19 protein-coding genes are annotated in these 24,398 nt (G+C 73.7%); 17 read left to right on the plus strand and 2 right to left on the minus strand.

Translation table 11 applies throughout. The features are described from left to right. The first annotated feature begins 13 nt into the window (after positions 1-13). The 4 genes from secD (at position 14) to GGQ55_RS20785 (ending at position 6,254) form a co-directional block, all read left to right on the plus strand. Positions 14-1,708, plus strand: a complete 1,695-nt coding sequence (gene secD, locus GGQ55_RS20770; protein ID WP_179719998.1) for a protein translocase subunit SecD — start codon at positions 14-16, stop codon at positions 1,706-1,708. After that, a complete protein-coding gene (gene secF, locus GGQ55_RS20775; protein ID WP_179720000.1) occupies positions 1,705-3,102 on the plus strand; it encodes a protein translocase subunit SecF in 1,398 nt (465 codons plus the stop codon). Before secD ends, secF begins: the two co-directional genes overlap by 4 nt. Then, positions 3,099-3,683, plus strand: coding sequence for an adenine phosphoribosyltransferase (locus GGQ55_RS20780; RefSeq protein WP_179720002.1), 585 nt, complete (start codon positions 3,099-3,101; stop codon positions 3,681-3,683). Before secF ends, GGQ55_RS20780 begins: the two co-directional genes overlap by 4 nt. A gap of 93 nt (positions 3,684-3,776) precedes the next feature. Next, complete coding sequence (locus GGQ55_RS20785) at positions 3,777-6,254, plus strand: RelA/SpoT family protein (RefSeq protein WP_179720004.1); 2,478 nt, start codon at positions 3,777-3,779, stop codon at positions 6,252-6,254. Between the two features lie 97 nt (positions 6,255-6,351). Here GGQ55_RS20785 and GGQ55_RS20790 read toward each other — a convergent pair whose 3' ends face one another. Beyond that, complete coding sequence (locus GGQ55_RS20790) at positions 6,352-7,134, minus strand: peptidylprolyl isomerase (protein ID WP_179720006.1); 783 nt, start codon at positions 7,132-7,134, stop codon at positions 6,352-6,354. A gap of 176 nt (positions 7,135-7,310) precedes the next feature. On the opposite strand from GGQ55_RS20790, the gene GGQ55_RS20795 reads away from it, so the two are divergent. The 6 genes from GGQ55_RS20795 (at position 7,311) to GGQ55_RS20820 (ending at position 14,992) form a co-directional block, all read left to right on the plus strand. Further along, positions 7,311-7,994 carry an MBL fold metallo-hydrolase gene (locus tag GGQ55_RS20795; protein ID WP_179720008.1) on the plus strand — a complete coding sequence of 228 codons (684 nt, stop codon included), beginning with the start codon at positions 7,311-7,313 and terminating at the stop codon, positions 7,992-7,994. After that, entirely contained in the window at positions 7,991-9,259 is a 1,269-nt protein-coding gene (gene hisS / locus GGQ55_RS20800; protein WP_366489871.1) for a histidine--tRNA ligase, read from the plus strand. Before GGQ55_RS20795 ends, hisS begins: the two co-directional genes overlap by 4 nt. Positions 9,260-9,261: 2 nt before the next feature. Continuing rightward, positions 9,262-10,242 (plus strand): aldo/keto reductase, encoded by a 981-nt coding sequence (locus tag GGQ55_RS20805; protein WP_179720010.1) that lies wholly within the window; start codon positions 9,262-9,264, stop codon positions 10,240-10,242. A gap of 19 nt (positions 10,243-10,261) precedes the next feature. Beyond that, the gene (aspS, locus tag GGQ55_RS20810; protein WP_179720012.1) at positions 10,262-12,037 is read left to right on the plus strand and encodes an aspartate--tRNA ligase; all 1,776 of its coding nucleotides are present in this window, start codon (positions 10,262-10,264) and stop codon (positions 12,035-12,037) included. 543 nt (positions 12,038-12,580) lie between these two features. Further along, entirely contained in the window at positions 12,581-13,672 is a 1,092-nt protein-coding gene (locus GGQ55_RS20815; RefSeq protein WP_179720014.1) for a pyridoxal-phosphate-dependent aminotransferase family protein, read from the plus strand. Positions 13,673-13,708: 36 nt separating this feature from the next. Then, positions 13,709-14,992, plus strand: coding sequence for a glycosyltransferase (locus GGQ55_RS20820; protein WP_179720016.1), 1,284 nt, complete (start codon positions 13,709-13,711; stop codon positions 14,990-14,992). 89 nt (positions 14,993-15,081) lie between these two features. On the opposite strand, the gene GGQ55_RS20825 is transcribed toward GGQ55_RS20820, so the two are convergent. Beyond that, entirely contained in the window at positions 15,082-15,858 is a 777-nt protein-coding gene (locus GGQ55_RS20825; RefSeq protein ID WP_246323846.1) for a type IV toxin-antitoxin system AbiEi family antitoxin, read from the minus strand. Between the two features lie 297 nt (positions 15,859-16,155). Here GGQ55_RS20825 and GGQ55_RS20830 point away from each other — a divergent pair, with 297 nt between their 5' ends. From GGQ55_RS20830 to GGQ55_RS20860, 7 genes are all read left to right on the plus strand, one after another. After that, complete coding sequence (locus GGQ55_RS20830) at positions 16,156-17,487, plus strand: replication-associated recombination protein A (protein WP_179720018.1); 1,332 nt, start codon at positions 16,156-16,158, stop codon at positions 17,485-17,487. Positions 17,488-17,566: 79 nt separating this feature from the next. Continuing rightward, on the plus strand, positions 17,567-18,001 hold the full coding sequence (locus GGQ55_RS20835; RefSeq protein ID WP_179720019.1) for a DUF948 domain-containing protein: 435 nt from the start codon (positions 17,567-17,569) through the stop codon (positions 17,999-18,001). Then, positions 17,998-18,309 (plus strand): hypothetical protein, encoded by a 312-nt coding sequence (locus GGQ55_RS20840; RefSeq protein WP_246323847.1) that lies wholly within the window; start codon positions 17,998-18,000, stop codon positions 18,307-18,309. The genes GGQ55_RS20835 and GGQ55_RS20840 overlap by 4 nt, the downstream gene beginning before the upstream one ends. Before the next feature lie 61 nt (positions 18,310-18,370). Next, entirely contained in the window at positions 18,371-21,049 is a 2,679-nt protein-coding gene (gene alaS / locus GGQ55_RS20845; RefSeq protein ID WP_179720021.1) for an alanine--tRNA ligase, read from the plus strand. A gap of 5 nt (positions 21,050-21,054) precedes the next feature. Beyond that, positions 21,055-21,705 (plus strand): Holliday junction resolvase RuvX, encoded by a 651-nt coding sequence (gene ruvX, locus GGQ55_RS20850; RefSeq protein ID WP_179720023.1) that lies wholly within the window; start codon positions 21,055-21,057, stop codon positions 21,703-21,705. After that, complete coding sequence (gene mltG, locus GGQ55_RS20855) at positions 21,702-23,594, plus strand: endolytic transglycosylase MltG (RefSeq protein ID WP_366489878.1); 1,893 nt, start codon at positions 21,702-21,704, stop codon at positions 23,592-23,594. Before ruvX ends, mltG begins: the two co-directional genes overlap by 4 nt. Further along, on the plus strand, positions 23,591-24,385 hold the full coding sequence (locus tag GGQ55_RS20860) for a shikimate dehydrogenase (protein WP_179720025.1): 795 nt from the start codon (positions 23,591-23,593) through the stop codon (positions 24,383-24,385). The genes mltG and GGQ55_RS20860 overlap by 4 nt, the downstream gene beginning before the upstream one ends. Positions 24,386-24,398: the final 13 nt, after the last annotated feature.

Genomic DNA, 24,398 nt, shown 5'->3' on the forward strand with positions numbered 1-24,398 from the left:
CCGGAGGAACCCCGTGGCCAACCGTTCGCTCCCGGCGCGGAACTACTTCATCGCGCTGGTCCTGATCCTCGCGGGTCTGTACGCGCTGGTGTTCTTCACCGGCACCAGCCGGGCGCCGCAGCTGGGTCTCGACCTGCGCGGCGGCACGACCGTCACGCTCACCGCGAAGACCCCGGACGGCAAGGCGCCGGCCAAGGAGGACCTCGAGCTCGCTCGCCAGATCATCGAGCAGCGGGTGAACGGCCTCGGTGTCGCCGAGGCCGAGGTCGTCACCGAGGGCAGCTCGAACATCGTCATCTCGGTTCCCGGTGACAACGGCGAGAAGGCCCGCGAGCTCGGTGCCACCGCGCAGCTGCGGTTCCGCCCGGTTCTCCAGGGTCCTGAGGCGGCGACCCAGGCGGCGACCGACAGCGCGTCGGCGAGTGCCGGCGCGAGCGGCTCGGCCACGCCCACGGACAGCGCCGCGGCGACCCCCACGGACAGCGCGGCGGCCACGCCGACCGACAGCGCCGCCAGCCCGACCGACAGCGCGGCGGCCGGCCCGACCGACAGCGCCGCGGCGACCAGCGGCGCCGTCGAGGACCCGTCGCTGGACCCGAACCGTCCCGCGGTGACCCAGGACGAGGCGGCCGCGGCCTACGCGACCCTCGTCTGCGACAAGAACGACACCACCAGCGACACGGCGCGGCCCGACGACTACGTCGCCGCCTGCACCCAGGACGGCACGGCCAAGTACCTGCTCGGCCCGACGATCATCGAGGGCACCGACGTCACCGACGCGAGCTCCGGCACGCAGCAGACCACCGGTGAGTGGGTCGTCCTGCTCGACTTCAACAACAAGGCCGAGAACACCTGGGCGGAGTACACCGCCGCCAACGTCGGCAAGAACGTGGCCTTCACCCTCGACGGCCGGGTCATCTCCGCGCCGACGATCCAGTCGGCGATCAACAGCAACCCGACGACGATCAGCGGCAGCTTCACGCAGACGACCGCCGACGAGCTGGCCAACCAGCTGAAGTACGGCGCCCTGCCGCTGACCTTCACCCAGGCCACCGCCGAGTCGATCTCCACCGAGCTCGGGGCCGCGCAGCTCGAGGCCGGGCTCATCGCCGGCGCGATCGGCATCGCGCTGGTGTTCATCTACGCGCTGCTGTACTACCGGCTGCTCGGCCTGGTCATGATCGCGAGCCTGATCGCATCCGCGGCGCTGGTCTACGCCAGCCTGGTGCTCCTGGGTCGGGAGATCGGCTTCACGCTGAGCCTCGCGGGCATCGCCGGGTTCATCGTGGCCATCGGCATCACAGCCGACTCCTTCGTCGTCTACTTCGAACGCATCAAGGACGAGATCCGCGAGGGCCGGACCCTGCGCTCGGCGGTGCCGCGCGCCTGGGTCCGGGCGCGGCGCACGATCCTCTCGGCCGACGCCGTGAGCTTCCTCGCCGCCGCGATCCTCTACGTGCTGGCGATCGGTGACGTGAAGGGCTTCGCGTTCACGCTGGGCCTGTCCACCGTCCTCGACCTCGTCATCGTCTTCCTCTTCACCCACCCGCTGCTGGCCGTGCTGTCGCGCTGGCGCTCGTTCGGCAGCAGCCGGATGTCGGGCCTCGGCCGGGTCGACAAGGCCGGGCGCAAGCCGCGGGGTCTCGCCACGGCCGAGCGGGAGCTGGTCGGCGCCGCGTCCGGCGCCCAGGACAGGAGCAAGGCATGAGCCCGCGCGACACCAAGGGCCCCGTCCCGGTGGGAACGGACGCCGACGAGGACGAGGTCCTCGCGTCGACCGTCGAGGACGACGCCGCTGCCGCAGCCGACGACGCCGCTCTCGAGGACGCCGGGCTGCCGCACGAGGAGGAGGGCGGCCGCCGCAGCAGCCGTCCGCCGCGCAAGGCGTCGCTGGCGCACCGCCTCTACAACGGCGAGGCCGGTCTCGACGTCGTCGGCAAGAGCAAGCTGATCTACCGGATCACCGCCGTCGTCGTCCTCATCTGCCTGGCCTCGATGATCTTCCGGGGCTTCAACTTCGGCATCGAGTTCGCCGGTGGCAACAGCTTCCGGGTGCCCGGCACCAGCGCCGAGATCACGACGGTCCAGAACGCGGCGGCCGACGCCGGCGCCGACGTCGCCAGCGCCCAGGTGGTCGGCGGCGACTCGATCCTGGTCCGCACCGGTCAGCTGTCGGCGGCCGAGGAGCGTCAGGTGGTCACGGCGGTGGCCGACGCCGCCGGCGTGTCGGAGAACGAGGTCACCCAGCAGGCGGTCAGCGCCGCCTGGGGGCAGGACGTCACGAAGCAGGCCCTCATCGGCCTGATCGTCTTCCTGGTCGCCGTCGTGCTGTTCCTGGCCGTGCGGTTCCAGCCGAAGATGGCGTTCGCCGCGATCGCCGCGCTCATCCACGACCTGATCATCACCGCCGGCGTGTACTCGATCATCGGCTTCGAGGTCACGCCCTCGACGGTGATCGGCCTGCTGACCATCCTCGGGTTCTCGCTCTATGACACCGTCGTCGTCTTCGACAAGGTGGACGAGAACACCAAGGGTCTGGCCAGCGGTGCCCGCATGACGTGGGGCGAGGCGGCCAACCTGGCGGTCAACCAGACCCTCATGCGGTCGATCAACACCTCGGTGATCGCGCTGCTGCCGGTCGCCGGGCTGCTGTTCGTCGGCGCCGGCCTGCTCGGCGTCGGCACGCTCAAGGACCTCGCCCTCGTGCTGTTCGTCGGTCTGGCCGCCGGCACCTACTCGTCGATCTTCCTGGCGACGCCGATCGTGGCCGACCTCAAGGAGCGCGAGCCGGAGCAGGTGCAGCTGCGCAAGCGGGTGCTCGCCCGCCGTGCCTCGGCGGCCCGGGCTGCCTCGGCACGGGCCGAGGGCGGCCGCGTGGCCGTGGCCAGCGCCCGCCGTGCCGGGGGCACCGCGACCCGGAGCACCGGCGTCGCCGTGGCCGAGCGCGACGAGCTGCCCGGCCGGGTGGCGGCCGACGTCGTCATCGAGTCGCCGGACTCGGTCCGGCCGGAGCCGGGGAGCGGCGGCACCACCGCGCCGCGTCCGGGCGCCCGGCCGCAGCGGCCCGGCAACCGCAAGGCGAGCGGCAAGAAGCGCCGGTGAGCACGCTTCCGGCGCACGAGCCGCTCGACGCGCTCATCGCCGGTCTCGCCGTCGACGTCCCCGACTTCCCGACCCCGGGCGTCGTCTTCCGGGACCTCACCCCGGTCTTCGCCGACGCCGCGGCCTTCCGCCGCATGGTGGACGGCCTGGCCGCCCCGGCGCTGTCCGACCCGCGGGCGGCGGCGGTGGCCGACGGCCGGGCCGGCCCGGGCTTCGACGTCGTGGCCGGTGTGGAGGCGCGCGGGTTCCTGCTCGCCGCCGCGGTGGCGCTGGACGCCGGTACCGGCGTGGTGCCGATCCGCAAGGCGGGCAAGCTGCCGCGCGAGGCGATCGCCGCCGGCTACGAGCTCGAGTACGGCACCGCCGCGCTCGAGCTGCACACCGACGCGATCCACCCCGGGCAGCGCGTGCTGCTCGTCGACGACGTGCTCGCCACCGGCGGCACGCTGGGGGCGGCGATCTCGCTGATCGAGCAGCTGGGCGGTGTGGTGACCGCGGTTTCCGTCGTCATCGAGCTCACCGCCCTCGGCGGTCGGCAGCGGGTCGCGCCGCACACCGTGCACGCCCTCTGGACGACGTAGCGGGTCTGTTCACCCGCATGGGGCGGGCCGTCGGGTGTGTCGCCCGGCTAGCATGGGGAGGGTCTCTTTCTCTGCCCGCCCGCAGGAGTTGCCGTGGCCCCCGACGTAGCCGCAAACGCGGCTCCCGCACGGCCACCCGCGCCCGCGAAGGCGGAGCCAGGGAAGCCGGAGGTCGACGCCCCGGCTGTACCCGAGGCCGGTGCGACGCCGGCCGCCCAGCGAGCCCCGCTGCCCGACCGTCCCGGGATCCGCCGTCCGGACGACGTCGACGCCGAGCCGCGCGCCGACAGCGACGTCCCGCGCCGGCGCGTGCGCGACCGGCTGGCCCGCCGCATCGTCGCCGGCCAGCGCAGCGGCCTGGTCCGCCCCGTGCTCGAGCCGCTGGCCGCGCTGCACCGGCAGAGCCATCCCAAGGCCGATCTGGCGCTGCTGCAGCGGGCCTACGACGTCGCCGAGGCGGCGCACGCCTCCCAGAAGCGCAAGAGCGGCGACCCCTACATCACGCACCCGCTCGCGGTCGCGACCATCCTCGCCGGCCTCGGCATGGACACCACGACGCTGGTCGCCGCCCTGCTGCACGACACCGTCGAGGACACCGGCGCCACGCTGGAGTCGATCACCGCCGACTTCGGGCCCGAGGTGGCGCACCTCGTCGACGGCGTCACGAAGATCGACAAGGTCAAGTTCGGCGACGCCGGCGCGCAGGCCGAGACGATCCGCAAGATGATCGTCGCGATGGCCCGCGACCCGCGCGTGCTGGTCATCAAGCTGGCCGACCGGCTGCACAACATGCGCACGCTGCGCTTCCTCCCGCCGGAGAAGCAGGAGAAGAAGGCGCGCGAGACGCTGGAGATCCTCGCCCCGCTGGCCCACCGGCTGGGCATGAACACGATCAAGTGGGAGCTCGAGGACCTCGCCTTCGCGACGCTGTACCCCAAGCGCTACGACGAGATCGTGCGGCTGGTCGCCGAGCGGGCGCCGTCCCGCGACACCTACCTGGCCGAGGTGACCAGCGCGGTCACCGAGCAGCTCAAAGCGGCCAAGATCGAGGCGGTCGTCACCGGCCGGCCCAAGCACTACTACTCGATCTACCAGAAGATGATCGTCCGCGGCCGCGACTTCACCGACATCTGGGACCTGGTGGGCATCCGGATCCTGGTCGACTCGGTGCGCGACTGCTACGCGGCGCTGGGCATCATGCACGCCCACTGGCAGCCGGTGCCGGGGCGGTTCAAGGACTTCGTCGCGATGCCGAAGTTCAACATGTACCAGTCGCTGCACACGACGGTGATCGGCCCGCAGGGCAAGCCCGTCGAGCTGCAGATCCGCACGCACGACATGCACCGCACCGCCGAGTACGGCATCGCCGCGCACTGGAAGTACAAGGAGAAGGCGCGGGCCGGCGGCAAGCCCGGCGTCGGTGAGCTCGGCGGCCCGAAGCCCGGCACGGCCGACGACATGCTGTGGCTGCGCCAGCTGCTGGACTGGCAGCGCGAGGCGCAGGAGCCCGGCGAGTTCCTCGAGACGCTGCGCTACGACCTCGGTCCGCAGGAGGTCTTCGTCTTCACGCCGAAGGGCGACGTCATCAGCCTGCCCGGCGGCTCGACGCCGGTCGACTTCGCCTACGCGGTGCACACCGAGGTCGGCCACCGCACCATCGGCGCGCGGGTCAACGGCGCGCTGGTGTCGCTGGAGAGCAAGCTGTCCAACGGCGACGTGGTCGAGATCTTCACCTCGAAGTCGCCGACGGCCGGCCCCTCGCAGGACTGGCTGTCGTTCGTCGGCTCGTCCCGCGCGCGCACCAAGATCCGGCAGTGGTTCACCAAGGAGCGGCGCGAGGACGCCGTCGAGGCCGGCAAGGAGGCGCTGACCCGGGCGATGCGCAAGGCGGGCCTGCCGCTGCAGCGCCTGCTCGGCGGCGAGGCGCTGTCGACCCTGGCCAAGGACCTGCATTTCGCCGACGTCACCGCGCTCTACGCAGCGGTCGGGGAGAACCAGGTCTCGGCGGCGTCGATCGTCGAGAAGCTGATGGCCGCGCTCGGCGGTACCGAGGGTGCCGTCGAGGACATCGCCGAGACCGCGATCCCGACCCGGCGGCCCTCGCCGCGCCGCTCGGCCGGCGGTGAGCCCGGCGTCGTCGTGCACGGCATGACCGACGTCTGGGCCAAGCTCGCCAAGTGCTGCACGCCGGTGCCCGGCGACGACATCCTCGGGTTCGTCACCCGCGGCGGCGGGGTCAGCGTGCACCGGACCGACTGCACCAACGCCGAGGACCTCAAGCGCAAGCCCGAGCGGCTGGTCGAGGTCGAGTGGGGCAGCGCGCCCGGGTCGATGTTCCTCGTCTCGATCCAGGTCGAGGCCCTCGACCGGCACCGGCTGCTCTCCGACGTCACCAAGGCGCTGGCCGACGAGCGGGTCAACATCCTCTCGGCGTCGGTGCAGACCAGCCGCGACCGGGTGGCGATCAGCCGGTTCACCTTCGAGCTGGCCGACCCCGCGCACCTCGGCGCGGTGCTGCAGACCGTCCGCAACGTCGAGGGCGTCTTCGACGTCGAGCGCGTCACCGCGTGAGCTGAGCCGCGGCAGCAGTGATCAGGTCACCTGATCAGACGCTGTCCCCCCGCAGCAGTGCTGGTGCGGGAGGACAGCCATCGATCAGGTCACCTGATCAACTGCCGACGGTCATCGAGGTGATCGTGACCGGCTGGTTCGGGGCGCCGTCGCCGGGACCGTTGGCGCCGTTGTTCCCGTTGGCCGCGATCGTGTCGAGCACCTGCAGGCCCGCGTCGTCGATCGTGCCGACCACGGTGTAGTTCGGCGGGAGCTGGCTGTCGCCGTAGACGAGGAAGAACTGGCTGCCGTCGAAGCCCTGCCCGCTGTTGGCCATCGCCACCGTGCCGCGGGGGTAGGTCTCGCTGCCGGTGACCTTGGTCGGGAACTGGTAGGTCGGGCCGCCCGAACCGGTGCCCGACGGGTCCCCGCACTGCAGCACCTTGAGACCCTCGCTGGCGGTCTCGCGGTGGCAGGGCGTGTTGTCGAAGAACTTCTGCTGCGCCAGGTAGATGAAGCTGGCCGACGCGCACGGGGCCTTCGCCTGGTCGAGCGCGAGCGTCAGCGTGCCGAAGTTCGTGTTCATCGCCAGGTTCACCAGGCCGGACGTGGGGACGTCGCCCGAGGGCGTGCCGACGTCCTTGAGGTTCGGGTTCTCCGTGCTGTCCGGCGTGAACTGGCAGGTGCTGGCGGGCGTGTCGCTCGCGGACGCGCTGGAGCTGTCCTTGCCGTTGCCGAGCCCGGCGATCAGCCAGGCGGCGCCGCCGACCACGATCACGGCGACCACGACCCCGATGACGAGCAGGTTGCGCCGGCGCTTGCGCTGCAGCTCGGCCCGTCGCTCGATCTGGCGCTGGAGGCGGCGCTGGGCAGCCTGCCGCCGCTGCTTGTTGGTCGGCACGGATCGACTCCTCGGACAGCTTCTCGTCTGTGGGTGCGGGGCGCCCGCGGGTGTGATCTCGCCCGGGGCGGCGTCGTCCCGCCGCTCGTCGGGGGATTCTAGGCGGCCTTCCTGGACGATCCCTGGCACGTCGGCCGCGGCGGGGCGGCGTGATCACCGCCGCGTAACCTGCACGCGTGCTCATCCGCTCGTTCCCCGCCGGCGCGTTCGGCACCAACTGCTACGCCGTCGCTCCCGGGGCGGGGCAGGAGTGCGTCGTCGTCGACCCGGGCATGGACGCCGTCGAGCCGCTCGCGCAGATGCTGGCCGGCGACGGCCTGAAGCCCGTCGCCGTCGTCCTCACCCACGGCCACCTCGACCACACCTTCTCGGTGCTGCCGGTCTGCGACGGCTACGACATCCCCGCCTACCTGCACCCGGCCGACAACGGGATGCTCGCCGACCCGGTGCGCTGGCACGGGCCCGCGCTGGCCCCGCTGATCAGCGGGGTGCGGCTGCCCGACCCGTCCGAGGTCAGGCCCCTGGACGACGGCGCGGTGCTCGACCTGGCCGGCGTCCGGCTCACGGTGCGGCACGCGCCGGGGCACACCCAGGGCTCGGTGGTCTTCACCCTGGACCTGGACGACGCACCCGGTGTCCTCGCCGGTGACGTGCTGTTCGCCGGCTCGGTGGGCCGGGTCGACCTGCCCGGCGGGTCGTGGCCGGACATGCTCCGCTCGCTGCGCGACGTCGTCCTGCCCCTGGACGACGCCACCGTCGTGCTGCCCGGGCACGGGCCGGCGACGACGATCGGCCGCGAGCGGGCGAGCAACCCCTACCTCGCCGAGGCCGCCAGCGCACCGACGGGACGGGGCCTGTGACCGACCAGATCATGCGTGCCCCCAAGGGCACGTTCGACGTGCTGCCCCCGGACTCCGAGCGGTTCCTCGCCGTCCGCGAGACGCTGACCGCGCCGCTGCGGCGGGCCGGCTACGGCTACGTCGAGACGCCGGTGTTCGAGGACACCGCCGTCTTCTCCCGCGGGGTGGGGGAGTCCACCGACGTCGTGACGAAGGAGATGTACACCTTCGACGACCGCGGCGGCCGCTCGCTGACGCTGCGCCCGGAGCTGACCGCGGGCCTGATGCGGGCGTTCATCGAGCACCGGCTGCACACCGGCGCGCTGCCGGTGAAGCTGTGGACCGTCGGCTCGGCGTTCCGCTACGAGCGGCCGCAGGCCGGCCGCTACCGGCACTTCACCCAGGTCGACATGGAGGCGCTCGGCGTCGACGACCCGGCGCTGGACGCCGAGGTGGTCGCGCTGGGCGTGCAGGGCTTCCGCGACCTCGGCCTCACCGACTTCGAGCTGCTGCTCACCTCGCTCGGCGACTCCAGCGACCGGCCGCAGTACCGGGAGAAGCTGGTCGCCTTCCTGGAGAAGCTGGACCTCGACGAGGACACCCGGCGCCGGGCGGAGATCAACCCGCTGCGCGTGCTCGACGACAAGCGACCCGAGGTGCAGGCGCAGCTGGACGACGCCCCGCTGATGGTCGACCACCTGTCGGACGCGTCGAAGGCGCACTACGACGCCGTCCGGCAGTACCTGACCGACCTGGGCGTCACCTGGACCGAGGCGCCGAAGCTGGTCCGCGGCCTGGACTACTACACGAAGACGACCTTCGAGTTCGTGCACTCCGGGCTCGGCGCGCAGTCGGCGATCGGCGGCGGCGGGCGCTACGACGGGCTGTCGGCGGCGCTCGGCGGCCCGGACGTGAGCGGCATCGGCTACGCCATGGGGGTCGACCGCACGCTGCTCGCGGTGGAGGCCGAGGGGCTGGACATCGTGCCGGCCACCGGCGTGCAGGCGTTCGTCGTCCCGCTGGGCGCGGAGGCCAAGCGTCTGGCGGTCCGGCTGGTGGGGCGGCTGCGGCAGGCCGGCATCTCCGCCGACACCGTCTACGGCGACCGCGGGCTCAAGGGCGCGATGAAGGCGGCCGACCGGTCCGGCGCCTCGCACGCCGTCGTCATCGGGGAGCGCGACCTGGCCGAGGGGGTCGGGCAGCTGCGCGACCTGCGCAGCGGGGAGCAGACCGCCGTCCCGGTCGAGAAGCTGTTCGAGCGGCTCCGTGACACGGTGGGGCGGTGAGCATGGAGCAGCGACCTCTCGGACGGACGGGGGCCGACGTCAGCGTCGTCGGCCTGGGCACCTGGCAGCTCGGCGGCGACTGGGGGGACGTCGACGACGACACGGCGGCCGACGTCCTCGACGCCGCGCTCGACGCGGGGGTGACCCTGCTCGACACCGCCGACGTCTACGGCGACGGCCGCTCCGAGGAGCGCATCCGCAAGGCGCTGGTGGCCCGCGCCGAGCGCCCGTTCGTGGCCACCAAGGCCGGCCGCCGGGCCGACCCCTTCGAGGCCGCCCAGTACACGCCCGAGAACCTGCGCGCCTGGATCGACCGGTCGCGGCGCAACCTCGGCGTCGACACCCTCGACCTGGTGCAGCTGCACTGCCCGCCGACCGCGGTCTACTCCGACCAGCGGGTGTACGACGCGCTCGACTCGTTCGTCGAGGACGACGCCATCGCCGCGTACGGGGTCTCGGTGGAGACCGTGGCCGAGGGGCTGACCGCGCTCGAGCACCCCGGCGTGCAGACGATCCAGGTGATCCTCAACGTCTTCCGCCGCAAGCCGCTGGAGGAGCTGCTGCCGGCGGCGGCCAAGGCGCAGGTCGGCGTCCTGGCGCGGGTGCCGCTGGCCAGCGGGCTGCTGACCGGCAAGTTCAGCGAGTCGACCACGTTCGCCGCCGACGACCACCGGAACTTCAACCGGAACGGCGAGGCCTTCGACGTCGGCGAGACGTTCGCCGGCGTCCCGTACGAGGTGGGCGTGCAGGCCGCGCGGGAGTTCGTGGAGATCTGCGGCGACCGCAAGCCGGCCGCCGTCGCGCTGCGCTGGGTGATCCAGCAGCCCGGGGTCACCGCGGTGATCCCCGGAGCGAGCAGCGTCGCCCAGGCCCGCGGCAATGCGGAGGCGGCCGAGCTGCCCGCTTTGACAGACTCGGAGCTGGCCGACCTCGAGCGGCTCTACGACGAGCGCATCCGCGCCCACGTGCACGACCGCTGGTAACCCTTTAGAAAGGCTCGCTGTGCTCCGCACCCACGACGCCGGCACGCTGCGCGCGTCCGACGCCGGTTCCACCGTCACCCTCGCCGGCTGGGTGGCCCGCCGCCGCGACCACGGCGGCGTGGTCTTCGTCGACCTGCGCGACGCCTCGGGTTACGTGCAGGTCGTCGTCCGCGAGGAGGAGGCGCACGCCCTCCGCAACGAGTTCTGCGTGCTGGTCACCGGTGAGGTCCGCCGCCGGCCCGAGGGCAACGAGAACCCCGAGCTGCCGACCGGCGAGATCGAGATCGCGACCAGCGAGCTGCGGGTGCTGTCGGCGGCCGCGCCGCTGCCGTTCCCGGTCGAGACCGACGCGGCCGCCGGCGACGAGGTCCGCTACAAGTACCGCTACCTCGACCTGCGCCGGCAGGGTCCCGCGCAGGCGATGCGGCTGCGGTCGGAGGTCAACCGGATCGCCCGCGGCGTCATGGCGCGGCACGGCTTCGTCGAGGTCGAGACGCCGACGCTGACCGCCTCGACCCCGGAGGGCGCGCGCGACTTCCTCGTGCCGGTGCGGCTGCAGCCGGGCAAGTGGTACGCGCTGCCGCAGTCGCCGCAGCTGTTCAAGCAGCTGCTCATGATCGGCGGGCTCGAGCGGTACTACCAGATCGCCCGCTGCTTCCGGGACGAGGACTTCCGCGCCGACCGGCAGCCGGAGTTCACCCAGCTGGACTTCGAGATGAGCTTCGTCGAGCGCGACGACGTCCTGGCCGTGGCGGAGGAGGTCGTCCGGGCGCTGTGGCGGGAGCTGGCGTCCTACGACGTCCCCGAGATCCCGCGGATGACCTACCGCGAGGCGATGGACCGCTTCGGCTCGGACAAGCCCGACCTGCGCTTCGGCCTCGAGCTCACCGAGCTGACCTCGTACTTCGCCGACACGCCGTTCCGGGTCTTCCAGGCGCCCTACGTCGGCGCCGTCGTCATGCCGGGCGGCGGTGCGCAGCCGCGGCGGGCGTTCGACGCCTGGCAGGACTGGGCCAAGTCGCGCGGCGCCCGCGGGCTGGCCTACGTCACGGTCGGGGACGACGGCACGCTCGGCGGGCCGGTGGCCAAGAACATCTCCGACGAGGAGCGCGCCGGTCTCGTCGAGGCCGTCGGCGCGAAGCCCGGCGACTGCGTCTTCTTCGCGGCCGGCGCCCGTCGGCCCTCGCAGGAGCTGCTCGGCGCGGCGCGCAACGAGATCGCCCGCCGGCTGGAGCTGATCGAGCCGGGCACGTGGTCGTTCCTGTTCGTCGTCGACTTCCCGATGTTCGAGGAGACCGAGGACGGCGAGTGGACGTTCATGCACCACCCGTTCACCTCGCCCACCCCGGAGTGGCGGGAGACCTTCGCCGAGGACAAGGGCGCCGCGCTGTCCGATGCCTACGACATGGTGGTCAACGGCAACGAGCTGATGAGCGGCTCGGTGCGTATCCACGACGCCGCGCTGCAGGAGAAGGTCTTCCAGACCCTCGGCATGTCGCAGGAGGAGGCCCGGGCGCGGTTCGGCTTCTTCCTCGAGGCGTTCGCCTACGGCCCGCCGCCGCACGCCGGCGCGGCGATCGGCTGGGACCGCACCTGCGCGCTGCTGTCGGGCGTGGACTCGATCCGCGAGGTCATCGCCTTCCCGAAGACCGGCGCCGGGTACGACCCGCTGACCGGGGCGCCGACGCCGATCTCCGAGGCGCAGCGCAAGGAGGCCGGCATCGACGCCAAGCCGGAGGAGCCGCCGCTGCCCGGCGAGCCCGGCGCCCCCGGGCCGACCAACCCGGCGCACTGAAAAACACCCCCTGCCCCCCACCGCTCGCAAGCTCGCGGCGGGCCCCTGCAGGGGGCCACGAGAACGCCTGACGCCACGTCGGCCGGTCGGGGTCGGCCTCCCACTCGAAGCGGAGCCGGACCGGCCGGCCGGCGAGGACGTCGGTGCCCTCGAAGGTCCCGCGGGGGCCGGTGAACGAACCGACGACCGGCGGGTCCAGCCGGCCGGGCACGCGCGTGGAGCTCCAGTGGATGCTCCAGGTGCCGGCGGCCGGGTCGAACAGCCGCAGCGTGATGCCCTCGAACGGCGGGCCGTCGGGCGGGTCGGCGACGCGGATCCGGTCGAGGTGGCCGAGCCCGTCGAGCAGCGGGAACGCCTCGCTCGTCCCCTCGAACTCCACCCACTCGTCGCACGCGGGGTCGGTGTTGTCCCGCAGCTTGCGGTTGTGCACCCGCCACCGGCCGAAGACGAAGTCGAACGCGTGCGCTGCCTCTGCGGTCATGCGCCGCAGGCTGGCAGGCGGCACCGACAGAAGGCCGAACGGGCGGCCGTAGGGTGCGGGACATGCCGCTGCGTTCCCGCACCCTGCTCGGTCCCGGCCCGTCCAACCCCTACCCGGAGGCGACCGTCGCGCTCGGGTATCCGCTGCTGGGCCACCTGGACCCGCTGTTCCTGCAGGTGCTGGACGAGACGTCGGACCGGCTGCGCACGATCTTCGGGACGGCGAACCGGCGCACGCTGCCGCTGTCGGCGACCGGCTCGGCCGGCATGGAGGCCGCGTTCGTCAACACCGTCGGGCCCGGTGACGTCGTCGTCGTCGCGGTCAACGGGCTGTTCGGGCAGCGGATGGTCGACGTCGCGTCGCGCTGCGGCGCCGAGGTCATCGCGGTCGAGCACGAGTGGGGGCAGCCCGTGGACGCTTCGCGCGTCCTGGCCGCGCACCCCGCACCCAAGCTGATCGCCGCCGTGCACGCCGAGACCTCGACCGGCGTGCGCTCGGACCTCACCCCGCTGGCCGAGGGCAAGGGCGACGCGCTGCTGCTCGCCGACTGCGTCACCTCGCTGGGCGGCATCCCGGTGCTCCTGGACGAGTGGGGCGTCGACCTGGCGTACTCCGGCTCGCAGAAGTGCCTGGGTGTCGCGCCCGGCCTGGCGCCGTTCACGATCAGCGACCGCGCGTGGGAGCGGCGGATCGAGAAGCCGCAGAGCTGGTACCTCGACCTGGGCATGCTCGGCGGCTACGCCGGGGAGGCCGCCGGGTCCGGTGGCCGCACCTACCACCACACCGCGCCGACCGGCATGGTCGTCTCGCTGCACGCAGGGCTCGGCCGGATCCTCGACGAGGGGCTCGAGGCCGTCCACGCCCGGCACGAGGAGGCCGGCCGGCTGCTGCACGAGGGCCTGGAGGCTCTCGGCCTGGAGCTGTTCGCGGCCGACGGGTACCGGCTGCCCGAGCTGACGACGGTGAAGGTGCCGGACGGCGTCGACTCCGCCGCGGTGCGCAAGGAACTGCTGGAGCGCTACGACCTGGAGATCGGCGGCGGCGTCGGGGCCTACGCGGCGACGGTCTGGCGGATCGGGCTCATGGGGCAGAACGCGCGGCCCGACACGGTGGCGCTGGTGCTCGCGGCCCTCAAGGAGGTCCTCGGCCGCTAGTGTCCCGGGGCGTTCCGCAGCCGTCGGAGGTGCCCCGTGCGCGTGCTCGTCGCGGCCATGCCGTTCGCCGGCCACGTCGGGCCGATGGTCGCGGTCGCGGCGGAGCTGGCCCGCCGCGGCCACGAGGTGGTCGCCCACACCGGGGCGAAGTACGGCTCCCGGTTCTCCGACGTCGGCGCCACCTGGCTGCCGTGGGAGCGGGCGCCGGACTTCGAGGAGTCCGACCTGTCGGCGACCTTCCCCGATGTCACCGACGGGCGCGGGCTGCGGGCGGTCACGGCCAACGTCGAGCACGTGTTCCTGCGCAGCGCGGCCGGCCAGGCGCGCGACATCCTGGCGGCGGGTCCGTTCGACCTCCTGGTCTCCGACCAGCTCACCGGCGGCTCGGCGCTGGCCGGCGAGGCGAGCGGGACGCCCTGGGCGTCGGTCGCCGTGACGCCGCTCGCGCTGCCCAGCCGCGATCTGCCGCCGTTCGGGCTCGGGTTGCTGCCCGGGCGGGGTCCGCTGGGCCGTGCCCGCGACGCGGCGCTGCGGCGGATCACCGCGCTCGTTCTGGGTCGGAAGCTGGACGCGGTCGCCGCCGAGGTCCGCGCATCGGTGGACCTGCCGGCGACGCGGGTCCCGGCGCTGGAGGCCTTCTACTCGCCGTACCTCGTGCTCACGCACGGTGTTCCGGAGCTGGAGTACCCGCGCAGCGACCTGCCCCCGCAGGTGCACTTCGTGGGGCACCTGGCGCCACCGCCGAGCGGGCGGCCGCTGCCGCCGTGGTGGGCGTCGCTGCCCGACGACCGGCCGCTCGTGCACGTCACCCAGGGCACCTACGACGTCGACCCGGCCGAGCTGCTGCTCCCGTCCCTGACCGGGCTCGCGGACGCCGGGGTGACCGTGGCGGCGGCGACCGGGGGAGCGGCGCTGCCTCCCGGTGCCGTGCCGGGCAACGCGCACCAGGCGGCGTTCCTGCCCTACGACTCGTTGCTGCCGAGGACGTCGGTGGTGGTGACCAACGGCGGCTGGGGCGGGGTGCTCGCCTCGCTGGCGGCCGGAGTCCCGCTCGTCGTCGCCGGCGGGACGATCGACAAGCCGGAGATCGCCCGCCGCGTCGCGTGGTCCGGCGCCGGCCTCGACCTGCGCACCGGCCGGCCCTCGCCGGCGAAGGTCCGCGCGGCCGTGGAGCGGGTGCTGGCCGAGCCGTCGTTCGCCGAGCGGGCGCGGGCGGTGGGGGAGTCGCTGGCCCGCCACGGCGGCGCGGCCACCGCCGCCGACCTGCTGGAGCGGCTGGCCGAGACCGGAGCCCCCGTGCGCCGGGAGGAGGCCGGCTGAGCCACCCGCGCTGGCCGAGTGAGCAGTTGCGGTCGCCCGCGTCGGCGTGTCCGCGCGTGTCGGCGACCGCAACTGCTCACTCGGCCGGCTCACCAGCGGGCGCCTCGGCTCCGGAGAGCTCGCGCGGTGCGGTCGACGACGGTCCACGGGCGGTCGATGTGCAGGTCGCCGAAGCGCAGGAGCAGCCAGCCGTCGGCCGCCGTGAGCGTGTACCTGTCGAGGTCCGCGCGGAACTGGTCGCGCTCGGCGTGCTGCCGGCCCTCGTACTCCAGCGCCACCTGCCACTCCGGGTAGCCGAGGTCCGCGTGCACGACCTCCCGTCCCCACCTGTCGAGGATCGGCACCTGGGGTTCGGGATCCGGGACGTCGCCCTCGATCAACGCCACCCGGAGCAGGCTCTCGGGGCGGGAGGCGGCCTTCGGGGTCAACACCGGGGCCCACTGCCGCGCACGGACGACGCCACGGACGCCGTCCGCACGGGCCACGCGCTCCGCCAGTCCCTGCGCGTCGAATCGCTCCGCCCGCCACAGCGCATCACCGACCGCCACGAGGTCTCGAGCCGGCAGCACGGCAGCAAGGTCGAGCCACGTCTGCGCGCCGCTGGTCATCGGCAGACCGCGGTGGAGGACGACGTCCGACGCCTCGAGCGTCCGGACGTGGATCCGCAGACGGTCGCGGCGTGCGCGGTACGTGCCCGGCGGAACGCTGAACTGGAGCGGCCACCGGTGCGGGACCGGCGCGCCCAGCAGCGCCGCGGCCGTCAGGTGGGAGACGACGGCGCCGTCCGGCAGGACGCCGAGAGCGGCGGTGCACGCGGCGTGGACCGAGAGCGGCAGTGCCTGCGAGACGTACGCGCCGCGCGTCACCCGCTGTCCGTCGTCCCGAAGCTGTGCTCGCGTCATGCCCACGGCCAGCGCCTCGGCGCGGGTGTACGTCGGCCTGAGAACTCGTCGATCCACCCGGCGACCGTCGCCGCGAAGGCGACGCCGATGTCCTTCTCCGCGGGATCCGTGGACAGCGGATCTGCCTGTGGACATGCCGAGTGAGCACTTGTGGTCGCCCGCGTCGGTGTGTCCGCGCGCGTCGACGACCGCAAGTGCTCACTCGGCCGGAGGGGCCGCGCTTGACCGGAAGCGTCGGAGGGCGCGGGTAGCTTCGGAGTTGTGAGTTCGCTGTTCGACGAGCCCGTCGAGGAGACCGGCGCCGTCGATCCCGGGGCGCCGCTGGCGGTGCGCATGCGGCCGCGCTCGCTCGACGAGGTGGTCGGGCAGCAGCACCTGCTCGGTCCGCGCTCGCCGCTGCGCAGGCTGGTCGAGGCCGATGAGCCGATGTCCGTCGTCCTCTACGGCCCGCCCGGCACCGGCAAGACGACTCTCGCGCACGTGATCTCCCTGGCCACCAAGCGCCAGTTCGTCCAGCTCTCGGCGCTCGACTCGGGTGTCAAGGAGGTCCGCGCGGTCATCACCGCGGCCAAGCGGGAGCTGACCTTCGCCGGCCGGCGCACCGTGCTGTTCATCGACGAGGTCCACCGCTTCTCCAAGACCCAGCAGGACTCGCTGCTGGCCGCGGTCGAGGACCGCATCGTCAGCCTCATCGCCGCGACCACCGAGAACCCGTACTTCTCCGTGGTCAGCCCGCTGCTGTCGCGCTCCCTCGTGCTCGCCCTCCAGCCCCTCGAGGACGACGACATCCGGACGCTCCTGCACCGCGCGCTCACCAGCGACCGCGGTCTCGACGGCGCGGTCACGCTGACCGAGGAGGCCGGGGAGCACCTCGTCCGCATCGCCGGCGGCGACGGGCGCAAGGCGCTCACCGCCCTGGAATCCGGCGCCGGTGCCGCGATCGCGGCCGGGCACGCCGAGCTCGACCTCGAGACCCTCGAGACCGCGGTGGCGCAGGCCGCGGTCCGCTACGACCGGCAGGGCGACCAGCACTACGACGTCGCCAGCGCGCTGATCAAGTCGATCCGCGGTTCGGACGTCGACGCAGCGCTGCACTACCTGGCCCGGATGGTCGAGGCAGGGGAGGACCCGCGGTTCATCGCCCGCCGGCTGGTCATCAGCGCCAGCGAGGACATCGGGATGGCCGATCCGACCGCGCTGCTCACCGCGGTCGCCGCCGCCGACGCGGTCGCGTTCATCGGCATGCCCGAGGGGCACTTCCCGCTCGCCCAGGCCGTCGTCCACCTGGCCACGGCACCCAAGTCGAACGCGGTCACCGTGGCCATGGGCGAGTCGGTCGCCGACGTGCGCGCCGGGCTGGCCGGGCCGGTGCCCGCCGGGCTGCGCGACGCGCACTACTCCGGGGCCAAGAAGCTCGGCCACGGCAAGACCTACGTCTACCCGCACGCCCACCCCGACGGCATCGTGCCGCAGCAGTACCCGCCCGACGCGCTGGTCGGCAAGGACTACTACCGGCCGACCGGCCGCGGCGCCGAGGCCGCCATCGGCGCGCGTCTGGGGAAGCTGCGCGCCATCCTCCGGCGTCCCCGGTGAGCCGCCGGGCCCCCGACTACTGTTGCCGGGTCGAGGCAACTCCGCCGAGGGCGGCACATCCGGGGAAGTGGGAGCACGCGTGAGCGCAAGCGAGTGGATCGGGCTGGCCGCGGTCGTGGTCTTCGCCGCGCTGGTGCTGCTGCTGGCGGTGCCGCTGCGCAAGCTCGGGCGGTACCTGGACGAGGCCGCCGCCACCCTGCGGTGGACCCGCGAACAGCAGCCGGCGCCGGTCGCGGACCGGCCGAGCACCGCCCCCCGGGTGGCGGACGAACCGGCCGGGCCCGTGCGCAGCACCGTGGCCGAGCCGGTCGACGTGCCGCCGCCCCACGTCGTCGCTGAGCCCGCCCCGCTGGGCACCGTCGTGTCCGCGACCCTCGGCGGGCCGCTGATCAAGGTGGCGTCCCTCGGTTACGGCGTCCGCACGGCAGCGCGGATCCGGCAGGAGAGCCGGGCACGCGCCACGGCCGGCCGGCGCGGCTCGTCCGCGCGCCGCACCTCCCGGCGGGCGGCATGATGCGCCGGCTGTTCTGGCTGTCCATGGGCGCCACCATGGGCGCCCTCGTCGTCCGCAAGGTCTCCGCCGCCGCGGAGCGCCTGACGCCGGCCGGGGTCCTCGGCTCCGCGGCCGACGGCCTGCGCGACCTCGCGGCCGCCGTGGGCGACTTCGGCGCCGACGTCCGCCTGGCCGCCGCCGAGCGCGAAGCCGAGCTGCGCGCCGCGGCCGGCCTCGACGTCCCCGCTGCCGTGCACCGGCCCTTCGCACTGCCCGCCGGCGAGCGGCTCGCCCTGCCCCGCCACGGCCTGTACGCCGCCGACGACTAGGCCCGCGGGCGCCACCGGCCACCCATCCTCCCGAGCCCGAGCGAGAACGAAGTAGAGACGAATGCAGACCGCCGAGATCCGCCGCCGCTTCCTCGAGCACTTCGCGGAACGCGGCCACACCATCGTCCCCAGCGCCTCGCTGGTGTCGCCGGACCCCTCGCTGCTGTTCACGGTCGCAGGCATGGTGCCGTTCATCCCGTACCTGACCGGCCGCGAGCCCGCGCCCTACCCGCGGGCCACCAGCGTGCAGAAGTGCGTGCGCACCCTCGACATCGAGGAGGTGGGCAAGACCACCCGCCACGGCACGTTCTTCCAGATGAACGGCAACTTCTCCTTCGGTGACTACTTCAAGGAAGGAGCGATCCAGCACGCCTGGGACCTCGTCACCGGCTCCCAGGAGGACGGCAAGCTGGGCTTCGACCCCGACCGGATCTGGGTCACCGTCTACCTCGACGACGACGAGGCCGCCGACGCCTGGAAGCGGATCGCCGGCCTGCCCGAGGAGCGCATCCAGCGGCGCGGGCTCAAGGACAACTACTGGCACACCGGCCAGCCCGGCCCGGGCGGCCCCTGCAGCGAAATCTACTACGACCGCGGCCCGGAGCACGGCCCGGACGGCGGCCCGGTCGTCGACGAGGACCGGTTCCTGGAGATCTGGAACCTCGTCTTCATGCAGTACCAGCTCGACGACGTGAAGTCGAAGGAGGACTTCCGCATCGTCGGCGACCTGCCGAAGAAGAACATCGACACCGGCATGGGCCTGGAGCGCGTCGCCTACCTGCTCCAGGGCGTGGACAACCTCTACGAGATCGACGAGGTCGTCCCGGTGCTGCGCCGCGGCGCCGAACTCGCCGGGGTCACCTACGGCCGCAACCACGAGGACGACGTCCAGCTGCGGGTCGTGGCCGACCACGTCCGCAGCGGGCTGATGCTCATCGGCGACGGCGTCACCCCCGGCAACGAGGGCCGCGGCTACATCCTGCGCCGGCTGCTGCGCCGTGCGATCAGCTCGATGAAGCGCCTCGGGGTCGACGAGGCCACGCTGCCCGAGCTGCTGCCGGTCTCCCGGGACGCGATGAGCCCGAGCTACCCGGAGCTGGCCAGCGACTTCGACCGCATCTCCGCCGTCGCCTACGCCGAGGAGGAGGCGTTCCGGCGCACCCTCAGCCAGGGGACGACGCTGTTCGACAACGCCGTCCGCCAGGCCAAGGCGTCGGGCACGCCGCGGCTGACCGGCGAGCAGGCGTTCAGCCTGCACGACACCTACGGCTTCCCGATCGACGTCACCCTCGAGATGGCCGCCGAGCAGGGCGTGAGCGTCGACGAGCCGGGCTTCCGCGCGCTCATGCAGCAGCAGCGCGAGCGCGCCCGGGCCGACGCGCGGGCGAAGAAGACCGGCTCGGTCGACGTCCTGGCCTACCGCCGGCTGCTGTCCGACCACGGCCCGACCGACTGGCGGGCCTACGAGACGCTGCGCACCGACTCGCGCGTGCTCGGGGTGGTCTCCGACGTGGAGGAGGACGGCGAGAGCGTCGCCGGGAGCGGCGAGATCACCCGCGTCGTCCTCGACCGCACGCCGTTCTACGCCGAGTCCGGTGGCCAGATCGCCGACGCCGGCGTCCTCACCTGGGACGGCGGGCGCGCCGAGGTGCTCGACGTGCAGCGGCCGGTCAAGGGCCTGGTGGCGCACCAGGTGCGCGTGCTGGAGGGCGAGCTGCGCGCCGGCACCGAGCTGGTCGCCGAGGTCGACCGCGAGTGGCGGCTCTCGGCCTGCCAGGCGCACTCGGGCACGCACGTCGTGCACGCCGCGCTGCGCCAGGTGCTCGGCCCGCAGGCGCTGCAGTCCGGCTCGTACAACCGCCCCGGCTACCTGCGCCTGGACTTCGCCTGGCAGGGCGCGCTCACCCAGCAGCAGCGGCACGACATCGAGGACGTCGCCAACGCCGCCGTCCGCGCCGACCACCAGGTCACCGCGACGTACATGACGCTGCCCGAGGCGCAGGCCATCGGCGCCCTGGCGCTGTTCGGCGAGACCTACGGCGAGCAGGTCCGGGTGGTCGAGATCGGCGGCCCGTGGTCGCGCGAGCTCTGCGGTGGCACGCACGTGCGCGGCAGCGCGCAGATCGGCACCCTGGCCCTCACCGGTGAGTCGTCGGTCGGCTCGGGCGCCCGCCGTGTCGAGGCCGTCGTCGGTCTCGACGGCTTCCGCTACCTCGCCCGCGAGCGCGACCTGGTCCGCCAGCTCGGCGACCTGCTCAAGACGCCGACCGACGGCCTGGTCGAGCGGGTCAGCGGCATGCTCGCCCGGCTGCGCGACGTCGACAAGGAGCTCGCGGAGCTGCGCGCCCAGCAGACGCTCGCCGTGGCCGGCACGCTCGCCCAGCAGGCCACCGACGTCGGCGGCGTCGCGGTCGTCACCGGCGCGCCGGACGGCCTGGGCGGCGGCGACCTGCGCACGCTGGCCCTCGACGTGCGCGGCCGGATGGGTTCAGACCGCCCCGCCGTCGTCCTGCTGGCCTCCGAGTCGGGTGGAAAGGTCGCGCTGGTGGCGGCGCTCGACCCGGGCGCCGTCGCGCGCGGGCTGTCGGCGGGCGAGCTGATCAAGACGGCGGCGCCGCACGTGGGCGGCCGCGGTGGGGGCAAGCCGGACGTCGCCCAGGGCGGCGGCACGGACCCCGCGGGTATCCCCGCAGCGCTCAAGGCCGGAGAAGAGGCGGTCGCGGCCGCCGTCGGGAGGTAGGAATCGTGACGGAGCACAACCCGGAGGACACCGGCCCGGTCGGTGAGCGGCGCCGCGACCTGCCCAAGGTGCCGCCCGCCCGGCCGCGGACCGCGCCGCAGCCGGCGTACCACCCGACCACCGAGATCGACCTGTCGCGGGGTTTCCCGCCGGTCTCCAACGAGACCGCCGAGATCGACCTGTCCAAGGGGCTGCCGGCCGGGCTGTCGGTGCCGCCGCGGCGCCGTCGCGGCGGCCGGGTGATGGGCGTCGACGTCGGCACCGTCCGGGTCGGGATCGCGCTGTCCGACGCCACCGGCACGCTGGCCAGCCCGCTGGAGACGGTGAAGCGGGCCAAGGACGAGTCCGACCTCGACCGCCTGGCCGCCCTCGTCGTGGAACACGAGGTGACCGAGGTGGTGGTGGGAGACCCGAGGCACCTGTCAGGTGCGTCGGGCGCCTCGGCGGAGGACGCCGACGCCTACTCTCGGGCACTGGCCGGGCGCATAGGGGACGTGCCCGTGCATCGTGTCGACGAAAGGCTCTCCACTGTGACCGCCGCCCAATCCCTCCGGGAAGCAGGCCGCGACAGCCGCGCGCAGCGCTCCGTGATCGACCAGGCCGCGGCCGTGGTGATCCTGCAGCAGTTCCTCGATACGCGGGGGTCATCCTCGTGAGGTATCCGGACGCGCCGCGACCCCGGGGACGGCACTCGTCGTCCGAGGACGCGAGCGGCGTCCCGACCTCCTGGCAGCCGTCCGCCGAGCCGGACTCCGGCTACTGGGAGGACGACGAGGACGTCTTCGACCAGGCGTCCTGGGAGCAGCAGCTGCCCGACCCCCGCCTGGCCCGCTCCGATCGGTCCGACTGGGAGGACGGCGACACCGCCGCCTTCTACCCCGCCCGCGCCCCCCGGCGCCGCGACGTCTTCGCCGGTGCCTCCGGCGCCGGCGTGCCCCGCGGCTCCCGCTACTACGACGACGCCGACGAGACCGGCCCCGTGCCGGTGCAGTGGCGGCACCGCGGTGGTGGCGAGCACCCCGAGAACCAGCCCGTCACCGAGGACCTGCCGGCCACGTGGAGCGGGCAGGTGGACGACGAGGGCCACCACCCCTCGGCACCCTTGCCGCCGCCCCCGCCGGGCGCCTGGTCGCGGCTGGCCGGCCGCGACGGCGACGACGCGCCCACCGAGGCGCAGCCGCCGCTGCACCCCCACGACCTGCACCCCGACGACCTGCACGACGACGACCTGCACGGGCACTCCGACGAGCCGGCCACCGACGCGCACGCGCTCGACGACCTCGGCTGGGAGGACCGCACCGGCGGCCTCGAGGTGATCGGTGCCAACGTCGACGAGGACCAGCCGCGACGCGGTCGCCGTCGCCGCCGGGCCGAGCGGCGGGTCGCCGACGTCCACGACGACCTGCACGACGACGACCTGCACGACGACGAGCTGCACGACGGTCACCCGGACGACGAGCACGACGAGGACATCCCGCTCAAGCCGTACGACCCGCGCAGCGGCCGGCGCCGCCGGCGGCGCCGGCCCGTGGCCGTGGTCTTCGCGCTGCTCGTGCTCGCCGGGCTGATCGCCGGCGTCGTCTTCGGCGGGCAGAAGCTGATCGGCCTGTTCGTGTCCGAGGACTACAGCGGTCAGGGGACCGGCAGCGTCCAGGTCCGGGTCCAGAACGGCGACACGCTCAGCGACATCGGCCGCACCCTGGTGAACGCCGACGTCATCGCCTCGGTCGGGCCGTTCACCGACGCGGCCAAGGCGAACCCCAAGGCCATGGGCATCACCGCGGGCGTCTACAAGCTGCGCACGCACATGAGCGGTGCCGCGGCGCTGGAGCTGCTGCTCGAGCCGTCGTCCCGGCTGGTCACGCGGGTGACCATCCCCGAGGGCACGATCGCGGTGAACACGCTGCAGAAGATCTCCGACGCCACCGGCATGCCGCTGGCCGACCTGCAGGCCGCGGCCGCCAACCCGGCCGCGCTGGGTCTGCCGGCCTACGCCAACGGTTCCCTCGAGGGCTTCCTCTTCCCGGCGACCTACGACGTCGAGCCCGACACCACCGCGGCCGCGCTGCTCTCGGCCATGGTCGCCCGCACGGTCCAGGCGCTGGACCAGCTGGGCGTGCCCGAGGACCAGCGGCTGTCGGTGCTCACCGAGGCCAGCATCGTGCAGGCCGAGGCCGGCAGCGTCGAGGACATGGCCAAGGTCGCCCGGGTGCTGGACAACCGGCTGGCGATCAACATGCCGCTGCAGCTGGACACCACCGTCAACTACGCCAACGGCAAGTCCGGCCTGACGACGACGCCCGAGGACCGGCAGAACCCGTCGCCGTACAACACGTACGTGCACCCGGGGCTGCCGCCGGGCCCGATCGGCAACCCGGGCGAGGACGCGATCAAGGCCGTCCTCACCCCGGCGCAGGGCGACTGGCTGTTCTTCGTGGTGGTCGACCCCGACACCGGCGAGACCCGGTTCGCGACCACCGCCGAGGAGCACGCGGCGAACGTGGCGCTCTTCCAGCAGTGGCTGCGGGAGCACCCGGGCGGATGAGGGCCGCGGTCCTCGGCCGCCCGGTCAGCCACTCGCTCTCGCCGCTGCTGCACCGCGCGGCCTACCGCGCGCTGGGGCTGAGCGACTGGACCTACGACGCGCTCGACCTGGGCGCCGAGGACGTCCCGGTCCTGCTCGCCGGCCTGGGCGAGGAGTGGCGGGGCTTCTCGGTGACCATGCCGTGCAAGCAGGCCGCCGCGGCGGCCGCCGACGAGGTCGGTGCGCTGCCGCGGCTGCTGCGGGCGGCCAACACGCTGACCCACCTGCCGGGCGGTGGCTGGCGGGCCGACAACACCGACGTGCACGGCGTGGGCATGGCGCTGCAGCTGGCCGGCGTGGAGCGCGTCGCCCGGGCGGCGATCCTCGGCGCCGGCGGGACGGCCGCGGCCACCGCGGTCGCGCTGGCCGAGCTCGGCGCCGAGCACGTCGACGTCGTCGTCCGGGAGCCGGCGCGCGCCGCCGACGTGCTGCGCGTCTTCGAGGCGCTGGGCGTGCCGACGACGGTCACCCCGATGGCCGGGGCGGTGGTGGCCGCCGACGTCGTCGTCAGCACCGTGCCGATCGGGGCCCAGCCGGACCTGCTGGGTCTGGGCTGGCGGGCCGGGCAGACCGTGCTCGACGTCCTCTACGCCCCGTGGCCCACACCGCTGGCCGAGCGCGTGCTCGAGGCCGGCGGCACCGTCATAAGCGGGCTCGAGGTGCTCTTCTGGCAGGCCACCGAGCAGGTGGAGCTCATGACCGGGCAGCCGGCGCCGATCACCGAGATGCGTGCCGCCCTCGACGGCCGCTGACGCCACGTTTGAC

It is taken from the genome of Petropleomorpha daqingensis, from assembly GCF_013408985.1.
Lineage (GTDB): Bacteria > Actinomycetota > Actinomycetes > Mycobacteriales > Geodermatophilaceae > Petropleomorpha > Petropleomorpha daqingensis.

Coding starts and splice junctions, on each gene's coding strand:
- GGQ55_RS20860 (WP_179720025.1), top strand. CDS start 23,591: ATGAGGGCCGCGGTCCTCGGCCGCCCGGTCAGCCACTCGCTCTCGCCG.
- alaS (WP_179720021.1), top strand. CDS start 18,371: ATGCAGACCGCCGAGATCCGCCGCCGCTTCCTCGAGCACTTCGCGGAA.
- secF (WP_179720000.1), top strand. CDS start 1,705: ATGAGCCCGCGCGACACCAAGGGCCCCGTCCCGGTGGGAACGGACGCC.
- GGQ55_RS20815 (WP_179720014.1), top strand. CDS start 12,581: ATGCCGCTGCGTTCCCGCACCCTGCTCGGTCCCGGCCCGTCCAACCCC.
- GGQ55_RS20805 (WP_179720010.1), top strand. CDS start 9,262: ATGGAGCAGCGACCTCTCGGACGGACGGGGGCCGACGTCAGCGTCGTC.
- GGQ55_RS20840 (WP_246323847.1), top strand. CDS start 17,998: ATGATGCGCCGGCTGTTCTGGCTGTCCATGGGCGCCACCATGGGCGCC.